This window comes from Nonomuraea sp. NEAU-A123 (assembly GCF_018603905.1).
Lineage (GTDB): Bacteria > Actinomycetota > Actinomycetes > Streptosporangiales > Streptosporangiaceae > Nonomuraea.
This window is the reverse complement of the sequence record NZ_JAHFZZ010000010.1, coordinates 133,858-151,551: the sequence shown is the minus strand read 5'-3', so window position 1 is coordinate 151,551 and position 17,694 is coordinate 133,858. Positions and strand designations below refer to the sequence as shown.

General features: G+C 70.3%; 18 protein-coding genes. 8 read left to right on the top strand and 10 right to left on the bottom strand.

Translation table 11 applies throughout. The annotated features are described in order from the left end of the window. Position 1: 1 nt before the first annotated feature. Complete coding sequence (locus KLK06_RS30760) at positions 2-1,411, bottom strand: AMP-binding protein (protein WP_308168522.1); 1,410 nt, start codon at positions 1,409-1,411, stop codon at positions 2-4. Positions 1,412-1,555: 144 nt separating this feature from the next. Here KLK06_RS30760 and KLK06_RS30755 point away from each other — a divergent pair, with 144 nt between their 5' ends. Genes KLK06_RS30755 through KLK06_RS30745 form a run of 3 tightly spaced genes read left to right on the top strand, consistent with a single transcriptional unit; the run spans position 1,556 to position 5,023 of the window. Then, positions 1,556-1,795: an acyl carrier protein gene (locus tag KLK06_RS30755; protein WP_308168521.1), complete on the top strand. Its 240-nt coding sequence runs from the start codon at positions 1,556-1,558 to the stop codon at positions 1,793-1,795. Further along, a complete protein-coding gene (locus KLK06_RS30750) occupies positions 1,788-3,032 on the top strand; it encodes a condensation domain-containing protein (RefSeq protein ID WP_214639152.1) in 1,245 nt (414 codons plus the stop codon). Before KLK06_RS30755 ends, KLK06_RS30750 begins: the two co-directional genes overlap by 8 nt. Then, complete coding sequence (locus KLK06_RS30745; protein ID WP_214639151.1) at positions 3,029-5,023, top strand: N,N-dimethylformamidase beta subunit family domain-containing protein; 1,995 nt, start codon at positions 3,029-3,031, stop codon at positions 5,021-5,023. The genes KLK06_RS30750 and KLK06_RS30745 overlap by 4 nt, the downstream gene beginning before the upstream one ends. Here the strand turns inward: KLK06_RS30745 and KLK06_RS30740 are convergent. Genes KLK06_RS30740 through KLK06_RS30725 form a run of 4 tightly spaced genes read right to left on the bottom strand, consistent with a single transcriptional unit; the run spans position 5,002 to position 9,281 of the window. After that, positions 5,002-6,678 (bottom strand): NAD(P)-dependent oxidoreductase, encoded by a 1,677-nt coding sequence (locus tag KLK06_RS30740; RefSeq protein ID WP_214639150.1) that lies wholly within the window; start codon positions 6,676-6,678, stop codon positions 5,002-5,004. The genes KLK06_RS30745 and KLK06_RS30740 overlap by 22 nt on opposite strands. After that, a complete protein-coding gene (locus KLK06_RS30735) occupies positions 6,663-7,604 on the bottom strand; it encodes a methionyl-tRNA formyltransferase (protein WP_214639149.1) in 942 nt (313 codons plus the stop codon). The genes KLK06_RS30740 and KLK06_RS30735 overlap by 16 nt, the downstream gene beginning before the upstream one ends. Further along, complete coding sequence (locus tag KLK06_RS30730; protein WP_214639148.1) at positions 7,601-8,290, bottom strand: PIG-L deacetylase family protein; 690 nt, start codon at positions 8,288-8,290, stop codon at positions 7,601-7,603. The genes KLK06_RS30735 and KLK06_RS30730 overlap by 4 nt, the downstream gene beginning before the upstream one ends. After that, entirely contained in the window at positions 8,277-9,281 is a 1,005-nt protein-coding gene (locus KLK06_RS30725) for an NAD-dependent epimerase/dehydratase family protein (protein WP_308168520.1), read from the bottom strand. The genes KLK06_RS30730 and KLK06_RS30725 overlap by 14 nt, the downstream gene beginning before the upstream one ends. 206 nt (positions 9,282-9,487) lie before the next feature. On the opposite strand from KLK06_RS30725, the gene KLK06_RS30720 reads away from it, so the two are divergent. Next, positions 9,488-10,297: an alpha/beta hydrolase gene (locus KLK06_RS30720; RefSeq protein WP_214639146.1), complete on the top strand. Its 810-nt coding sequence runs from the start codon at positions 9,488-9,490 to the stop codon at positions 10,295-10,297. A 41-nt stretch (positions 10,298-10,338) separates the two neighbouring features. Here the strand turns inward: KLK06_RS30720 and KLK06_RS30715 are convergent, their stop codons facing one another. From KLK06_RS30715 to KLK06_RS30705, 3 genes are read right to left on the bottom strand one after another with little or no spacing between them, the layout of a single operon-like run. Beyond that, positions 10,339-10,836, bottom strand: coding sequence for a hypothetical protein (locus KLK06_RS30715; protein WP_214639145.1), 498 nt, complete (start codon positions 10,834-10,836; stop codon positions 10,339-10,341). Positions 10,837-10,893: 57 nt separating this feature from the next. After that, positions 10,894-11,262: a hypothetical protein gene (locus tag KLK06_RS30710; protein ID WP_214639144.1), complete on the bottom strand. Its 369-nt coding sequence runs from the start codon at positions 11,260-11,262 to the stop codon at positions 10,894-10,896. An 8-nt stretch (positions 11,263-11,270) separates the two neighbouring features. Continuing rightward, positions 11,271-11,993, bottom strand: a complete 723-nt coding sequence (locus KLK06_RS30705; RefSeq protein WP_250906275.1) for an SDR family oxidoreductase — start codon at positions 11,991-11,993, stop codon at positions 11,271-11,273. Between the two features lie 103 nt (positions 11,994-12,096). On the opposite strand from KLK06_RS30705, the gene KLK06_RS30700 reads away from it, so the two are divergent. After that, entirely contained in the window at positions 12,097-12,933 is an 837-nt protein-coding gene (locus KLK06_RS30700; protein WP_214639142.1) for a helix-turn-helix domain-containing protein, read from the top strand. An 83-nt stretch (positions 12,934-13,016) separates the two neighbouring features. Here KLK06_RS30700 and KLK06_RS30695 read toward each other — a convergent pair whose 3' ends face one another. Both KLK06_RS30695 and KLK06_RS30690 read right to left on the bottom strand, forming a co-directional pair. Beyond that, positions 13,017-13,334 (bottom strand): NAD(P)-dependent oxidoreductase, encoded by a 318-nt coding sequence (locus KLK06_RS30695; protein ID WP_214639141.1) that lies wholly within the window; start codon positions 13,332-13,334, stop codon positions 13,017-13,019. A gap of 98 nt (positions 13,335-13,432) precedes the next feature. Further along, positions 13,433-15,055 (bottom strand): CocE/NonD family hydrolase, encoded by a 1,623-nt coding sequence (locus KLK06_RS30690; protein WP_214639140.1) that lies wholly within the window; start codon positions 15,053-15,055, stop codon positions 13,433-13,435. A 136-nt stretch (positions 15,056-15,191) separates the two neighbouring features. On the opposite strand from KLK06_RS30690, the gene KLK06_RS30685 reads away from it, so the two are divergent. Genes KLK06_RS30685 through KLK06_RS30675 form a run of 3 tightly spaced genes read left to right on the top strand, consistent with a single transcriptional unit; the run spans position 15,192 to position 17,558 of the window. Further along, complete coding sequence (locus KLK06_RS30685; protein WP_308168519.1) at positions 15,192-15,584, top strand: GntR family transcriptional regulator; 393 nt, start codon at positions 15,192-15,194, stop codon at positions 15,582-15,584. A 46-nt stretch (positions 15,585-15,630) separates the two neighbouring features. Then, positions 15,631-16,539, top strand: coding sequence for an ABC transporter ATP-binding protein (locus KLK06_RS30680; protein WP_214639138.1), 909 nt, complete (start codon positions 15,631-15,633; stop codon positions 16,537-16,539). Further along, positions 16,536-17,558: an ABC transporter permease gene (locus KLK06_RS30675; RefSeq protein ID WP_214639137.1), complete on the top strand. Its 1,023-nt coding sequence runs from the start codon at positions 16,536-16,538 to the stop codon at positions 17,556-17,558. Before KLK06_RS30680 ends, KLK06_RS30675 begins: the two co-directional genes overlap by 4 nt. Positions 17,559-17,694: the final 136 nt, after the last annotated feature.

Sequence of the window (17,694 nt, the reverse complement as noted above, 5' to 3'; positions counted from 1 at the left end):
CTCACTCCTCTGCCGAACTGCGCAGTTCTCGCTTGTTCACTTTTCCGGCGGCGTTCCTGGGCAGCGTGTCCACGCACAGCAGCCGGGTGGGCAGTTCGTGCTGGGCGAGCCGCTCGGCCAGGAAGGCCCGTACGCCGGCCAGCGTCACCGGCTCGCGGGACACGACCGCCGCCGCCACCGCCATGCCCATCACCGGGTGCGGCACCCCGAACACCGACGCCTCGGACACGGCCGGATGCTCGTGCAGCGCGGCCTCGACCTGGATCGTCGAGACCTTGAAGGCGCCCGACTTGATCACGTCGCTCTCCCGGTCGACGAGGTACAGGTAGCCGTCGTCGTCGAGGTAGCCGAGGTCGCCCATGCGTACCCAGCCGTCCTGGAAGGTGTCGTGCCGCTGCTCGCCGTAGTAGGCGCGGGAGTGCGCGGCGGCGCGCAGCCACACCTCGCCGGTCTCGCCCGGCGCGGCCGGTTCGCCGTCGGCGTCCGCGATCTTCAGGCTGCCGGCCGCGTGCCCGAGCGCGCCCGGCCGGTCGGGGTCGTAGATCATGATGGTCTGGGCGGGGGCCGCCTCGGTCGAGGTGTAGTAGTTCGCGACCGTCGCGTTCGGGAACGCCTCGGTCAGCTCGGCCGCGACCCTCGGCGGCAGCGCGGCGGCGGCCGAGCCGAGCAGCAGCACGCTCGACAGGTCGTGGCGGTCCTGGACACGCGCGCCGAGCAGCTCGATGGCCATCGCGGGCACCACGAACACGGTCCCGGCCGCGTACGACTCCACGAGCGCCGCGAAGCGGGCCGGCGTGAACAGCGGCGGGGTGACCACAGTGGGTGCGGCGGTCAGCGCGTGGAGCAGCATGACCTGGCCGGCGTTCGTGCCGATGGGGAAGGCGTGCACCAGATGCCGGGAGTGAGCGAACGGGCGGCGTTTGGGGTGGACGGGCGGGGAGGTGAGGTTCGCGTGGCTGGCCGCCACGCCCTTGGGCTGCCCGGTGGTGCCGGAGGTGTAGAGGATCTGGGCGAGATCGAGCGGATCGGCCTCGACGAGGACAGGGGTGGACGGGCCGCGGAATTCGTCGCCGCTTCGGATGGTCGTGGTCGCGCCGCAGTGCTCGATCAGATGGGCGAGCTCCGGGGCGGCCAGGCGGTCCGACAGTGGCACCGCGACGGCGCCCGCCTTCAGCACCGCCATCCAGCTCACCGCGTAGTCGAGCCAGTCACGGCCGCCGAACACCAGCGCGACCCGGTCACCTCGCCGTACGCCCTGGTCGAGCAGGCCGTGGGCGGCGGCGTTGGAGCGCTCGTCCCACTCGCCGAGTGTCAGGCCGCCCGTTCCGGCGACGATGAGGGCCTCGTGGTCGGGGTCGGTGGCCGCTCGTGAGCTCAGCAGAGCAGGGACAGGCAGGGCCGACTGAACCACCCCCAAAATTATTATCGGGCTGCCGCAAGACGCTAGAAAAAATGCACAAATGCGTCAACCCCTTACCGGCAGGCGCTTGCCGCCGTCTGGCCCCGCGTGACACACTCGCCCCGGATTTCCCTGAAAACGGGAGGGCTTTGCCAGGTGCAGACGGACGGAGAACTACGCGGACGGCTCGCCGACATGGTCGCCAAGGCCACCGACGGCGCGGTCGAGGCAGAAGAGGTGCTGGCCGGAGAGGCCAGGCTGGCCGATCTCGGCGTCACCTCACTCGGCTATCTCAGATTGATCGACGCGGTGGAGGCGGAGTTCGGCGTCGAGCTGGACCTGACCTCGGCCGACAGCCTGGACGAGCTGGTGAACTACTTACGGCTCCATGCTTGAGTCGCCGCTCACATGGGGGCAGCAGGACATCTGGCGGGCCGTCGTGGCGGCGCGGCCACAGGAGCACTATCTCAACATCGGCCGGATCTTCGCCGCGCCGAAGCGGCCCGTCACCGTCGAGCGCGCCGTCGCGGCCCTGGACGGGCTCGTCGAGCGGCACGAGGCGCTGCGCACCCGGCTCAGCGGGCCCCCCGACTGCCCCCGGCAGCGGATCTCGCCCATCGCCCGGCCGTACGTCGAGGTGACGGACGAATCCGCTCAGGTGGTGTGCGACCGGCTGTCGGCCGAGCCGTTCGACTACTGGGAGGAGTGGCCGCTGCGGGTGGCGTTCCTCGTGACCGGCGACTATGTCCGGCATGTCGTGCTGGTCCTCTGCCACCTGGCCGCCGACGGGCACGCCGCCGATCTCCTGGTGAAGGACTTCCGGCTGCTCCTGCTGCGCGACTCGCTGCCACCGGTGGAGAGCGCCACACCGCGTGAGCTCGCCGAGTGGCAGCGCTCGGCCGAGGGCAAGCGTATGTCCGACGAGGCCCTGGCCTTCTGGCTGTCCGAATACCGGCGCATGGATCCCATGGCCCTGTCGGACGTCCCGCGGCGCCCGCGGTACTGGGAGGCCACGATGACCTCCGCGGCCATCGCCGCGGCGGCGCAGGCCGTGGCCGCCCGCGAGCGGGTGAGCTCCTCGACGGTGCTGCTCACGGCCGCGGCCCGGCTCGCCGGGCGGCTCACGGGCCAGCGGTTCTGCGGCATGCGGGTGATCGTCAGCAACCGGTTCGCGGCCGAGCGCCGCGACGTGGTCTCGACGATCTCGCAGGAGGGGCTCGTGCTGCTCGACCTCGGTACGCCGGACTTCGGGGAGTTGGCCCGGCAGGGCTGGCAGGTGGCCTTGCGGGCCTACCGGCAGGCCCAGTTCGATCCGTACGCGATGGAGGAGGCGGTGTCGGCCGTGGGGCCGGGGATCAGGTCGTTCGGCTGCTTCAACGACCAGCGGCTGGTGCAGCGCGACGGGGTGACAGGTCTGGACGAACGGGCCGTACGCGCCTCAATGGATCGGACCGAACTGGTCTGGACGGACACCATGGACCGCAACATCTGCGACTTCCGGCTGCACGTCGGCGGCGAGCCGGGGCGGATGGAGGTGTCGCTGTACGCCGACACCGGGCTGCTCGCGCCGCCGGGGATCGAGCGGTTCCTGTTCGACATGGAGTCGACGCTGGTCGAGGCGGCGTTCGCATGAGCCTGTACGCGGCGGCCACGTCGTGCGCGCAGGGGGAGACGCTCCGGTTCCACCTGCTCGGGAGCGGGGGCACGATCTTTGTCGAGGACGTGCCGACGGGGCGGGTCGTGCTCCGGGACACGGCCGAGGGCGACACCTGGACGCTCAAGGTGGGCGCGGACTGGCCCAGCTCGCTCTATCGCGCCGTCGTCGGCAACGAGTCCGCATATTTCGTCGTACGTGCGAGTGTGCCTGCTTCGCCGGTGATGGTGGCGATTCCCTTTCCCACCTGGGAGGCGTACAACCGGCCCGGCGTGCCCGGTGAAGGGCTCTACCAGTCCGAGCAGCCCGATCGCGCGGTCAAGGTCAGCTTCGACCGGCCGGGCGCGGGGCCGCAGGTCGAGGAGTGGGAGCTCGGGCTGCTGCGCTGGCTCGGGCCGTCGGGGTACGCCGTCGACTACTGCTCGGGGCTGGACCTGCACGACGGTCTCGACCTGCTGAGCCGTTACCGGCTGCTGGTGATCAACGGGCACGACGAGTACTGGTCGTGGGAGATGCGGGACGCGGTGGAGGCGTTCGCGCGGGCCGGTGGAAATATCGCCATATTCTCCGGAAACACCTGCTGGTGGCAGGTCCGCTTCGAGGACGACCTCCGGACGATGGTCTGCTACCGCGACGCCGTCGCCGACCCCCTCTCACGCACCGACCCCGGCCGCACTACGGTCGAGTGGCCCAGCGACCCCGTCAACCGACCCGAGAACACCCTCACCGGCCTGACCTTCCGCAACGGCGCCGGCTGCTGGGTCGACTCGCGCGTGATGTCCCAGGAGTCCTACACGGCCCGCTTCACCGACCACTGGGTCTACGCGGGCACCGGCCTGCGGGACGGCGACACGTTCGGCAGGGGCGCGCTCGGCTACGAGACGGACGCCGCCGACCTGGAGTGGCTGGACGGCGTCCCCCGGGCCACGGGCCGCGACGGCACCCCGCCGTCGTTCGTCGTCCTCGCCACGGCGGACCTGTCGCACTGGCGCAGGTACGGCAGGGGCGGCGCGGCCACCATGGGCGTGCACCGGCTGGGCGCCGGGACGATCTTCAACGCGGGCACCATCAACTGGGGCAACACCCTGGCCACCGACCCAATCCTGTCCCACATCACCCACAACGTCCTGACCCACCTCTCCCGCCCCCTGGGCCCACCCCTGTGGGAGGACATCGGCCCGTCCGGCCCCGGGCGTCCGTCCTCGGAAGCCCCGCTGCTCCCGACTCCGGAATCCCGGCGTTCCACTCCCGCGATGCCCGCGATGGCCGCGCCTCTCGTGACGGCCGTGTCTCCTACGGCCCCTCCTGAGGAGTCCCAGCCGCAGCCGGTCGCGCTCGTCGTGTGTGAGAACCGGCTGTTCGCGGCCAGGGCCGACGGGGTGCTGAGCACGCGCGACCTGTCCGGCCAGAACCTGCCCTGGCGCCCGATCGACACCACCGACGCCCTGGCGCTCGCCGCCCCCCGCGAAGCCCACGGCGGCCCACCGGCGGGCCTGTACGGCCTGGCCCCCGACGGCACCATCCGCTACCGCGACCCCGTGCTCACCTCCACTCCGTGGGCGGATGTCAGCCGAGCCCCGGAGCACGCCACGGGCCTGGCCGCCGCCGACGAGGCCCTGTTCGCCGTCACATCGGACGACGAGCTCTGGCACCTCCCCATCCGCCGCCTCACGGACGCCACCTGGGCCCGGATGGGCACCGGGGAAGGAGCCACGAGCCTGACAGCGATGAACGGCCGCCTGTACGCCATCGCAGGCGACCGCGTACTGACGAGACCGGTCAACCGCCACAACACCGACTGGACCGACCTCGGCCCAGCCCGGCCCACGACCACCCCCGCACCGACCCTCTCCGGGCACGACGGGCCTACGCCGACCCTCTCCGGGAGCCGCATCGTGCTGGCCGCCGCCTCAGGGCGGCTCGTCATCGCGACCCCCGACGGGCGGCTCTACTGGCGGTCGCTCTCGTAGGCCAGCCACTGCGCACACGTGTGCAGGCCGTAGTCGAGCTCCACCTCCGGCCGCCACCCCAGCTCACTGAAGGCCCGCTCGACGCTCACCACCGCCCCGGCCACCGCCCCACCGGAGGCGGCGGCCTCGATCGGCACGGGCCGGACCGCCTTGGCCACCGCCTCCGCCAGCTCCCACCCACTCACCGGCTCCGGGCCGGCGATGTCGAACACCCCGGCCCCACGGGTCAGAGCGGCAATGACGGCAGCGGCGACATCCCGTACGTGCACGAGCCGCACAACCCCGCCACCGGCCCGCAGCGGCCGGTTCAGCGACGACCGCAGCACCGAGTCCGCCACGATCCCGCCCTGCGGCATCCCCGGCCCGTACGGCTCGCCGAGGCGCAACACCACCGCGCCCTCGACCTCCATCCCGCACGAGCCGACCAAGATCTTCCGCCCGCCGAAGCCCAAAGAGCCCGAAGAGCCAGAAGGGTCCGAAGAGCCCGAGAAGGCCGAAAAGGCCGCGCGCGCCAGTCGTACCTCCTCATCCGGATCGGCGTCCAGCGCGCAGACGTGCACCACCGCGTCGGGATCACCGGCGGCCAGGTAGCCCCGATCGGCGAGCGCCCACGTGAGCTGCTCGCGCAGCCACGTGTCAGCCCCGGTCACGGCCACCGTCGGCCGTTCCACAGCCTGTGGAGACGCCGCGAGCCCCGCCGAGAGCCCGGCCCGCGCCACGTCGAGGAGTTCGTCCGACAGCCGGGCCAGCTCGCGTGACCCGAGCTCATGACAGAGCCCGCCGGGCCCCATGGTCCCCAGTGCCCGATCCATCACCCGAGGGTCCCCGGAGCCTTCGCGTACCACGCCCATCGTGAAGGCCGTCAGCCAGAGCGGCCACCACGGGCTGTCGTACCGCGCCCGCAGAGCGCCGACGTCGAAGCCGCGCCCGTCCAGGTAGTCCTCGCACCGGATGTCCCGCCACCCCGAAGCGCCGGGCACCGCGCACTGCGCCACCCCTCGCTTGAAGAACGGGATCGCGGCCAAGGACCCGAGCACCCGATCCTCATCCAGCAGCGGATCGTCGGCGAAGAAGCAGGGCGAGCGCCGCAGGCCCTGGAAGTCGTTCTCCACCAGGCTCGCCAGGTCCTCGTGCTCGGCCAGGCTGGGCACCGCGACGTACACCGGCACGCCGGCCTGCCGGAGATAGCGGCCCATCAGCACGTCGTCCGGCCACGTGTCGCCCCGATCGCGGGCCCACTCCACGTACCCCTCGGCGACCCGCCGGGGGAGCAGCAGCGCCGCGACGGGCGTGTACTCTCCGGCCCCGCGCACCCAGCGCGCCCCGGCGAGCGCGCCCAGCCGTACGGCGGCGCCGTTACGCGAGTTCCAGAACGCGAACAGCGCCAGCGCCGCGTCCGGCATGGCCTGGGCGGCCATCGTCGCCCGTTCGAAGAACGTGTCGGACAGCACCATGTCGTCGTGCAGCAGTACGTGGTGCGTGGCCCCCTCGGGGATGCTCGACCAGGCCAGCAGCGACGTCCGGAACGCCGACGGCCGCCCGGCCGGATCCGGGTCGGTGACCACGTCCAGGACACCGCCCGCCAGCCTGATGGCCGCCTCCCTGCGCTTGGGATGCGCCATCACCGCCCCGGTGAGGGTTACGTCCCCAGGCATGTGCCGACCGCGAGCTCGCCCGCCTCCAAGAGGGACAGCGCATCACGCCGGCCGGTTCCCTCCCACTGCGCCTCGCGGACGATGAGCAGTCCGGAGCCGCACGCCACCAGCACCCCGGCGCTGCCGGTCGACCAGACCGGCGCCAGCACGGTGCCCGGCGGCTCCCGATGGTCGCCCCACTCGATGAGGTCGGCGCTGTGCACGAACAGCTTGCGTTCGTCGACGAAGGTGAAGGCTCCCGGGTACGGCGCGGCCAGCGCGCGTACCCAGTCGTAGACCTCGCTCGCGGACTTGGACCAGTCGATCAGGCCGTCCTCCGGCCGCCGCCGTTCCCAGACCGAGCCGCCCGGCGGCTGCGGGCGGGCCACCACCTGGCCGGCGAGCAGCAGCGGGACGTACTTGGCGAGCAGTTCGATGTTGATCTCGGTCACCTTGCGGTACACCTCGGTGACGTCGTCGCGACGGCTCACCGCGAACTCGCGCTGGGCGATCAGCTCGCCCTCGTCGGCACCCTCGTTCAGGAAGAACAGGCTGACCGCGCTCGACCGGATGCCCTTGATGATCGTCCAGGGCAGCGGGGCCCGCCCCCGGCCCTCGGGCAGCCGGGTGGGGTGCAGCCCGACGGAGCCGAGCGGGCACGCCGACAGGAGCGGTTCGCGGACCAGTTGCGACCAGCCGGCCACCACGAACAGGTCGATGCCCAGGCTGGTGACCAGCTCGTGCGTCCGGCCGTCGTTGATGTCGGCGGTCTCCAGGAGCGGGATGTCGTACTTCTCCGCCGCCTCCTGCAGCGGCGCGTAGCCCGAGCGGTGCTGTAGCTGGGGCGGGTAGCCGATGAGCAGCGACGGGGGAGTGCCCTGAGCGGCCAGCACGTCCACGGCCGGGGCCGCGAACTCCATACCGGTGCAGAAGGCGAACTTCTTCACAGGACCTCCCTAAGCACGCCGAACGCTTCGGCGTGGGTGACTCCGATCTCCGCCCCGCGCAGCGTCGCCAGCGCCGTCACCGACTCCTCGCTCCTGATGTGCGGAGAGGGCCGGTGCTGGCTCTGGTAGCCGCGCAGTGCCTCAAGCTTGCGTTCCATGTGGGAGCTGATGTCGCAGAAGGCGGTCGAGCGCGGCATTGGCTCGGCCGCCCACTGGATCTTCGACATCTCGTACAGCAGCACGGTCGGCACCAGCCACTTGCCGAACTGCTGGGCGATGGGCCGGGCCGCCGCGAACCCGGCGCCGAACACCGCCAAATGATCCTGGTCGTAGTCGGCGAAGCTCGGCAGCAGCAGCAGGTCGGGCCGCCGCTCGTTCAGCGCCCGCTCGAACAGGTCGACCAGCTCCCGGCGCGGCAGCGTGTCCAGCCGCTCGGTCAGGTCCATGTCGCCGTACGCGATCTCGTACGTGAAGCCCAGTGTGGACCGGACGGCCTCGATCTCGTCCAGCCGCTGCCGATAGCTGGTGGCGCCGTCGAGGCCGTAGTGCCGCATCCCGTCGACCGCCAGATACAGGACGTGGACCTCGGCCCCCGCCCCGACCTGGGCGGCGATCAGGCCGCCGCAGCCGAGTACCTCGTCGTCGGCGTGGGGAGAGATCACTAGCACCCGGTCAAAGCGGCGCATTCACTGCCCTCCGGTCCTCGCGGGCGCGGTAGTACTCGGCGGTGCTCAGGATCAGCTCGTCGAGCGCGATCCGGGGCTGCCAGCCGAGACCCGTCGCCGCCCGCAGCGCCGGGATCTTGTGGAACGACTCGGCCTCGGCGTAGTGCGGCCCGTGAACGCTCCTGCCGTCGACGCTGACGATGGGTGACGGGCTGCCGAGCAGGTCCCTCACCCGGTGGGCCAGCTCCATGATGGTGATCGCGTTCGCCGGGTTGCCGACGTTGATGATGATGTCGTCGCTGTCCAGCGCCGCGTCCATGTAGCCGATGAGGAACCCGGTCAGGTCGCTCGCCGCGATGAACGCCCTGACCTGCTCGCCGCCCGCGAACACGGTGATCGGCTTCTCGGCCAGCGCCTGCTGGACGAACGTGGGCATGACGAACCCGCCCGCCCGCGACTGCCGCGCCCCCGCCACGTTGAACGGCCGGATGACGACCCCGCGCAGGCCGTGCTGGCGGCTGTTGGAGACCATCGCCTCGGCCAGCGTCTTGGCGATCGCGTACTCGATGCGGGTGTTGTACTGCGTCGGTACGAGGATGTCGTCCTTCTCGTCGAGCACGCCGCTGCGGCCGTACACCTCGGCCGAGCTGAACAGGCACAGCGGCGCACCGGCGCCGATGCAGGCGTCGATGACCGGCGCGGTGCTGCCGATGATGTCGTGGCCGAGCCGGCCGGCCCTGGACAGGATGCTCGCGGGGCCGACGTACGAGGCCGCGTGGATGACGCGGTCGGCACCGGCGAAGTCGCCGCCCGCCGCCAGGTAGTCCTCCACCCGCTGCCGGACGACCGTGCAGCGGGGATCGGCGTCATAGTCCTCGCCGTCGATGACCGCGCCTGCGTTGGAGTCGATGATCGTTACTCGGTGGCCCGCTGCGAGATACGCGTCCACCAGATGTGAGCCGATGAATCCGAGACCGCCCGTGACGATGACTTCGCCACTTGGAGCTCCCACGGGCCTGCCTTTCCCCACGAAGCCGTGATTTCGAGGAAAAACGGTCACACGGGGCCTGTGCCGCCCCGGTGGCACCTAGCGTGGGATTAAAACAGTTTTCGCCACACTTGTCACGCATGGCAGTAATTTTTCATGGTTGGTCCTGATGCTGGACCGACCGGCCGGGTGGGGCGTACGCTCGCCGCATTCCGGACACACGGAGTGACATGGCCAGTTCGAGGGAACGCACGTTCACCGGCACGCGCGCCGCGATCGCGGTGCGCGAATGGCCGCACGATCAGCCGCGCTTCATCACCATCCTGGTCCACGGGTACGGCGAGCACATCGGCCGTTATGAGTACGTCGCCGACACCTTGGTCCGGCACGGCGCCGCGGTCTACGGGCTCGACCACGTCGGCCACGGCAAGTCGAAGGGCGACCGGGCACTCGTGGTCGACTTCGAGGACGTGGTGACCGACGTACATGCCGTGGAGGAGCAGGCCAGGGCCGACCACCCGCGCGTACCGGTCGTGCTGATCGGTCACTCGATGGGCGGCATGATCGCGGCCCGCTACGCCCAGCGCTACGGCGACGGGCTGGCCGCGCTCGTCCTGTCGGGCCCGGTGATCGGCGAATGGGAGGTGATCCCCGTCCTGCTGTCCCTCGACGAGCTCCCCGACATCCCCATCGACCCGGCCACACTCTCCCGTGACCCGGCCGTCGGCGTCGCCTACGCCGAGGATCCGCTGGTCTGGCACGGCCCGTTCAAACGACCCACGCTGGAGGCGTTCGCCACGACGATCGCCTCGATCTCCAAGGGCGGAACACTCGGCAGCCTGCCCACGCTCTGGATCCACGGCGCCGACGACCAGCTCGTCCCGCTGACCTCCAGTCGTACCGGCATCGAGACGATCCGCGGCGACGACCTGACCGAACGGATCTATCCGGATGCCCGGCACGAGGTGTTCAACGAGACGAACCGGGACGAGGTCCTGACAGACGTCACCACCTTCATCGACCGCGTCCTCGGCCACTGACTCATTTCACGGGTGACGGGCTCATTTCACGGGTGACGGGTTCATTTCACGGGTAGCCACAAGTGGCCCGATCCGCGGGTCCGCGTCAGGTCCACCCGGTAGCAGCCGGCCTTGGGGAAGACGAACCCCGTGCCCCACTCCTCACCCGGCCGCTGCCACGACGACCCGCCGTGCTGCTCGGGACCGAACGTGGGCCTGGCCCGCGTGCCATCGGCCAGCACGGCCGTGACCTTCAGCGGCCCCTCACCGGTCATCCGCCACACGATCTTGACCTCCTTGCCCCGCTGAAACGGAACCGGAGCGAACAGCAACCCCCACACCTCGGCGTCCCGCGAGACGCCCCGCACCTCGGGAAACCCATCGCCCTGGGTGACCACCGCCGTCCCATGACACGCCACCTTGGTGGAAGTGGTGGTGCCGGGAGTCTGCGACGGGGCCCGGCCGGTGGTGGCGGGCGCCGATCCCGGCTTCGCCACCTGGCCGCCGGCGGCGCACCCGGCAGTCACTATGAGCACCGCTCCGATCGCCATCCGCTTCATCGAACCTCCCTGCTCTCACGTCACGTACGCTGCCGAGCGGCGAGAGGTTCCCGAGGGCTATATCCAACGGCGAATGGCGTCGACCGTCGTCTCAGGTGTGGTGTTGAAGCAGAACCGGATTCCGGGTGTCGTCGTCACCAGTACGTTGATCAGCCGTTCGAACAGGAGGGTGTGCTCGGGCACCATGCGCACACCACCTCCGATCATGGCCACGCCGAAAGGGCCCTCGGACAACCGTTCACGGATGGTCTTCTCTGCTTCGTCCGGGTCGGTACCGATCAGGCACGACACCGCGTCGAAGCCCGCCGCCCGCAGAGCCGCATCGCCCCGCTCGATCCGTGCGGTGAGCGTCGCCTCATCAAGGCCCGGATGCTCGGTGTAGTCGATCGCACTCGGATGCAACCCAATGGTCAGAATCGTGGTCATCTTCACTCCTACCAGGGGACGGGACCGTTGGCGTCGAAAAAGCCTCCGGTCGGCCCGTCAGCGTCCAAGGTGGCCAACCTGATGATCGCAGTGGCCCCCTCGGCGACGGTGTGGATACCCGTGTGATGGTTCATGTCGGTGGCGGGGTTGCCCGGATCCGCGGCGTTGACCTTGAACGCCGGCAGCGCTCGGGCGTACTGGGACACGATCATGTTGAGTGCCGACTTGGATGAGGCATAGTCCAGGCTGAGGAAGCCGGACTCGGGGCGGGCAGGGTCGCCGGCGTGTGTCAGCGAGGCGAGAGCGCTGGACACCATGACGATGCGGGGCTGTTCCGACTTCCGAAGCAACGGCAGGAACGCGTGGGTGACGCGCACCTGACCGAACACGTTGACCTCGTACAGCTCCCGTAGCGTGTCGGCGTCCATGTCGGCCGGATCCAGCAACGGGCCACCGACGCCGGCGTTGTTGACCAGCACATCCAGGCGACCCACGCGCTCGGCGACGGCCTTCACGGCCGCCGCCACGGATTCGTCCGAGGTCACGTCGAGCTCGACGAACTCGACCTCGAGCCCCTCACCCGCCAGCGTGTCCGCGGCCTGCCTGCCCCGTTCCCGGTCCCGAGCGGCCAGGAGGACCAGCCACTGTCTTTCGGCCAGGCGGCGTACGGTCTCCCGGCCCAGCCCTTTGTTCGCTCCGGTGACCAGCGCCACCGTCTTCACGTCTGTCATGGAGCCGATCATCAGTGCCCGCGCCCGGTGCCCGCCAGGACCGCTGAGGCATGGGACCTGCGGTACCACCCGGTCGGCGCGGTCTGTGCGGCATGATCGGGGAGTGAACCGCCCCGAACTCGCCGAAGTACTCCGCACCGCCCGGGCAAGGGTGCGACCGCAGGACGTCGGGCTGCCGACGGGCATGCGCCGCCAGGTGCCAGGTCTGCGGCGGGAGGAAGTGGCCATGCTCGCGGGTCTGAGCGTCGATTACGTGGTCCGCCTCGAGCAGGGGCGCGGGCCACGGCCCTCGAGCCAGGTCATCGCCGCGTTGGCCCAGGCCCTGCGGCTCGACGACGATGACCGTGACCTGATATTCCGGCTCGCCGACCACGAGCCGCCGCAGGCCGGACGCATCGCCATGGTCGTACGCCCGAGCGTGTTCCGGCTGCTGGACCGCATGGCGGATCTGCCCGTGCTGGTGCTGTCGGCCAAGGGCGACGTGCTGGCCTGGAATCCCCTCGCGGCGGCACTTCAAGGCGACATGTCCGCATGGCCCCAGCGGCAACGCAACCTCATCTGGCAGCGCTTTCTCGGCAGTAGCCGCTGCCAGGTCGCCGCAGGTCCGGACGAAGACGACGCGGCGGCCCGCGCCTCGGTCGGCACCCTACGTGCCGCCCATGCCCGCTACCCCAACGACCCCGACCTGGCCCAACTGATCAGGGAACTCCGTCATGGCAGCCCGCGATTCGACGAGCTGTGGCGGGAGGGCCGATCCTCCCCATGGCGTACCGCGTCCAAGAGCATCAGTCACCCCAGTCTGGGAACGATCACGCTCGACTGCGACACCCTCCTGCTCCCGGACAGCAGCCAGACCATGCTCGTGTACTCGGCCGAACCGGGATCCCCCGAGGCCACGGCACTCGACCTGCTCCGGGTGACCGGGCTGCAGCATTTCTGAGTCGCCACGGACGCACCCGTGAAAGAGCCGCTAGGAGCGTTCCGTCCGGGGCTGCGGTGAGACGGATCGCACAGCGGGCGCGGTCAGGCGGTGCTGAAGCGGGCGAGCATGGCGGTGTGGGATGTTTCTGGGAACAGGCGGCCTATCAGCGGGGGGATGCGCCAGTTGGCGGGATTGCGCCTGGCCAGCCGGGAGACCAGAGAGATGTGCGGGTAGCGTGCCTTTTCGTAGGCGCGTAACCGTACCGACGGATCGTCGGTGACCTTGGCGAGCTCGAACTTTATGATCGTAAAAAGAAATACCAGATCGCGCCCAGGGCAATCAGCCAGATAATCGCGCCGATGCCACAGACCACCAGGCAGCCTGCGATGACTGTGCGTTTTCTGCCTCGATCGCCCCATTCGTGACGACCGCGATCCGGATCCATCTTCAGAGGCTACGACGTCCCTCCCGCCGCCGCTAATTGACCATGTTCGCGATAAAGGGGCATTTGTGGCTTTTATCCGAGAATTGGAAGGATCAATGCCGACGGATATTCCGGACCATGAAAGATTTCGAACGAGGTTCTCCGCGTGCGCACGGCCCCGCCCGCCGGCTCGCCGGTTCCATGGTTACGCGCGAACCTCGGGAACGCGCCCCCCGCCACCTGCACCCGCAGCCGGTGCCCCTTCCGGAAGCGGTACCCGGTCGGGTGTAGCTCGACCTCGGCCCGGGTCACGCCCTGCGAGCCTGAGGGCAGGCGGACGATGCCGTCGGTGACGTTCCGGGAGACGCCCGAGGGATCGACGTCGCAGAGCCGTACGAACAGGTCGGCATGCCCCGTGTCAGTCCGTACGTGCACGACGGCCGAAACCGGTCCGACCAGGTCGAGATCCCGGGTGAGCGGCGAGGCGGTGTGGACGAGTACGTCGGAGCGGCGCTCCACCTCCCGGTTGTCGCGCTGGCCGAGCTCCTTGGCCGACAGCATCGGACCGCCCGGCGACCGTGTGGGGTGTGCCGGATCGTAGACGAACGTGCCGGAATCGCTCTTGTCCGGCGCCTCCCAGCCGAGCCCCTGACCGTTGCGCAGATACAGCGGCGTCGGAGTGGACTCCGCGGGCGGCCACCGGTCGAAGTCCAGCCAGCGGTTGGCCTTCTGCAGGTAGAGGCGTACTGGCGCCTGGTAGAGCTGAGCGGTGTCGCCGAGCAGGTGCGCGGACAGCCACGACACCTGGTCGATCATCAGGGCGCGTATCGCGCCCAGGTCATGCCCCCACGGGCCGATCGTGATCCGGCTGTGCCGCCCCGCCTCCCGCAGCGCGGCGAAGTCACGTAGCTGCGCGGGCAGGAACAGGTCCCACCAGCCGGTCACCATGCTGGTCGGCGTGGTCATCCTGGCCACGGCCGCGCTGTGGTCGGTGGCCGCCCAGAAGTCGTCGCCCGGCTCCGCGTGCGCCGCCACCTCGCGCAGGAACGGCTCCGGCTTGCCGATCGCCGCCACGTCGGATGTGCCGATGGGGACGTGCGCCATGGCCCGCCGTACGCGCCGCTCCTGGCGGGGGTCGGGCAGCAGCCCGCCCAGCAGCGCCTCCTCCTGGGTGCCGATCAGCGCCGACCAGGTCAGCATGTTGTGCAGGCCCAGAACGCCGCCCGGATAGAACGTGCTGACGAACTCGCTGGCCGTGATCCCCAGCCCCATCGCCTCCAGCGGTGGATCCAGGTAGGGCCCGACCGCCCACTGCGTGTAGCCGAGATAGCTGGCCCCCGCCATGGCCAGCCGCCCGTCACACCACGGCTGCGCGCGCAGCCACGCCGCCGTGGCCAGGCCGTCGTCCTTCTCCTGATGAAAGGCGTGGAAGCGGCCGCCGGAGCCGAAGACGCCCCGGGTGTTCTGGACGACGACCTGCATCCCGCGCCTGGCCAGCACACCCGCGAGCGCCAGCACGTCGATCCGGTGCTTTCCGTACGGCGTGCGCATCAAGACCACGGGCAGCGGCCCGGCACCACGAGGCCGGTAGCGATCGGCGAGCAGCACCGCGCCGTCGGGCATCGCGACCCGCAGATCACGCGCGACCGCGACATCATCGGCCACCGCCTCCGGCAGCCCGAGGAACCTGTCGAACAGCCTGCCAAGCACGGTCATGAGGATTCCTCTCGCTCGCTGCCCAGCGTAGAGCGCCAAGGCCGAGGAGCGCGGGCTCGCGCGGGAGACCTTGGTTTTGACGAGTCGTCTGCCTCAAGGTCTAAAGTGCTATATAAGTAGATAAATGGAGGAATACGTGATCGAGTTCCATCTGGACGTCCGGTCCGGTGTCTCGCCGTACCTGCAGGTGGTCCAGCAGGTACGGCAGGCGCTGAGGCTGGGTCTGCTGCGAGAGGGAGACCAGCTTCCGACGGTCAAGGACGTGGTGGCGCGGTTGGCGATCAACCCCAACACCGTGCTCAAGGCCTACCGGGAACTCGAACACGACGGGCTTGTAGCCGCCCGCCCGGGTGTCGGCACGTTCGTGACCCGGACGCTGGCCGACGCCTCGCTGGCCGCGCACGGTCCGCTGCGGCAGGACCTGCGGCGCTGGCTGGCCAAGGCCCGCCTGGCCGGGCTCGACGACGAGAGCATCGAGGCCCTGTTCATGACCACCTTTCGGACCGCCGCTCAGGAGAACATAGCGTGACCGACCGCAGCGAGGGCCTCGATATGGAGGCTCCGGAGGAGACCTCATGACCGCGGTTCTGCGGGCCCGAGCGCTGGGCAAGAAGTACCAACGGCGCTGGGCGTTGACCGACTGCACCCTGGAGATCCCGGCCGGGCACGTGACCGGCCTGGTCGGCCCCAACGGCGCCGGGAAGTCGACGCTGCTGAACCTGGCCGCCGGGATGCTGACGCCGACGGCGGGCACGATCGAGGTGTGCGGCGGCCGCCCCGGCAGCGGCCCGGCGCAACTGGCGAAGGTCGGCTACGTCGCCCAGGACACCCCCACCTATGCGAGATTGACCGTCTCCGACCACCTGCGCCTCGGGGCCCGGCTCAACCCGAGCTGGGACGACGCCCTGGCGCGCCGGCGGATCGAGCGGCTCGGCCTGGACCCGAACCAGCGGGCCGGGAAGCTGTCGGGCGGTCAGCGCGCCCAGCTCGCCCTGACCCTGGGCCTCGCCAAACGACCCGAGTTGCTGATCCTCGACGAGCCGGTGGCCGCCCTCGACCCGCTCGCCCGGCGGGAGGTCCTGCAAGACCTTATGGAGGCTGTCGCCGAACACGGACTCAGCGTCGTGCTCTCCTCCCACCTGGTCGCCGACCTGGAACGCGTCTGTGACCACCTCATCGTGCTGGTCACCTCCCAGGTCGAGATCACCGGGGAGATAGACGGGCTCCTGGCCACCCACCACCGGCTGGTCGGACCCCGCCGCGACATCGCCACCCTCCCCGCGGACCAGCACGTCATCTCCGCCAGCCACACCGACCGGCAGACCACGCTGATCATCCGTACCGAGGCACCGATCCTCGATCCCGCCTGGACCGTCAGCACGATCGGCTTGGAAGACCTCGTCCTGGCCTACATGGGCCGGACCGCCCGCGTCGGCTCCGGCTCGGGCTCGGGCCGCCGCCCCGCCCTGGAGGTGCTTCGATGATCTGGCTGGCCTGGCGGCAGTTCCGCGGACAGGCCATGGCGGTGTACGGCCTCCTCGCCGTTCTCGTCGTCATTCTCGTGATCACCGGCCCGCCGCTGCCCGGCTCCGGCGTCGCGCGGCTCACCTCGGCCGAGGACAAGGTGTACAACGCCGGCATCATGCTGGTGTACGGGCTGCCCGCCATCATCGGCATCTTCTGGGGCGCCCCGCTGGTCACCCGGGAGCTGGAGGCCGGTACCTACCGCCTGGCGTGGAACCAGACCGTCACCCGCACCCGCTGGCTGGCCACCAAGCTCGCCCTCACCGGCCTGGCCGCCGCGACCGCGGCCGGGCTGCTCAGCCTCGCGGTCACCTGGTGGGCCGGTTCCATCGACGCTGCCAGCCAGCCTTCCACGCTCGCGCACGTCGTCAGCGTGACCGGGGCCGATGCCTTCGCCTCGCGTGTTTCGCCGCCGGTGTTCGGCGCGCGCGGGATCGTGCCCGTCGGCTATGCGGTCTTCGCCTTCGTCCTCGGGGTCGCCGCCGGGATTCTCCTGCGCCGCACTGTGCTCGCCATGGCCGTCACCCTCGCCGTGTTCGTCGCCGTCCAGGTCGCCGTCCTTTTCGCGGTGCGCCCGTACGTGATCCCCGCAGCGCAGGACACCATCCCGATCACCTCGGCGAACATCTCGAAGCTGGGTGTGAGCGGCTCCGGCGGGGTGGCGGAGCTGGCCGTGGCCGGACCGCGGGGCGCCTGGGTCCTGGCTGCCGAGACCGTAGACGCCGCCGGACAGGCAGTCACGGCGCCGCCCTGGACGGCCACCTGCGTGATGCCGCCGCGGCAGGTATCCGAGACCCATCCTGTGCCCAGCCAGGAGTGCTTCGCGAAGCTCAGCGCCCTCGGCTACCGGCAACTCGTGACCTACCAGCCCGCCAGCCGCTTCTGGGCCCTGCAAGGGATCGAGACAGCGATCTTCCTCACCCTCTCCGCCCTGTTGACCTGGCTCTGCATCCGGTGGACCCGCACCCGCCTGCCCTGACCACCAACCCCTAGCCCGGCCCGCCCAGGCAAGGAGCGGCCGACCTCCTGGCCGCCCGCCTCTCCGGCCTTGTACCTCCCCCGCAGCTGAGATCGGCGCCACGCTGACGCCTGTTCCGGGGGCACTCGACCCTGCC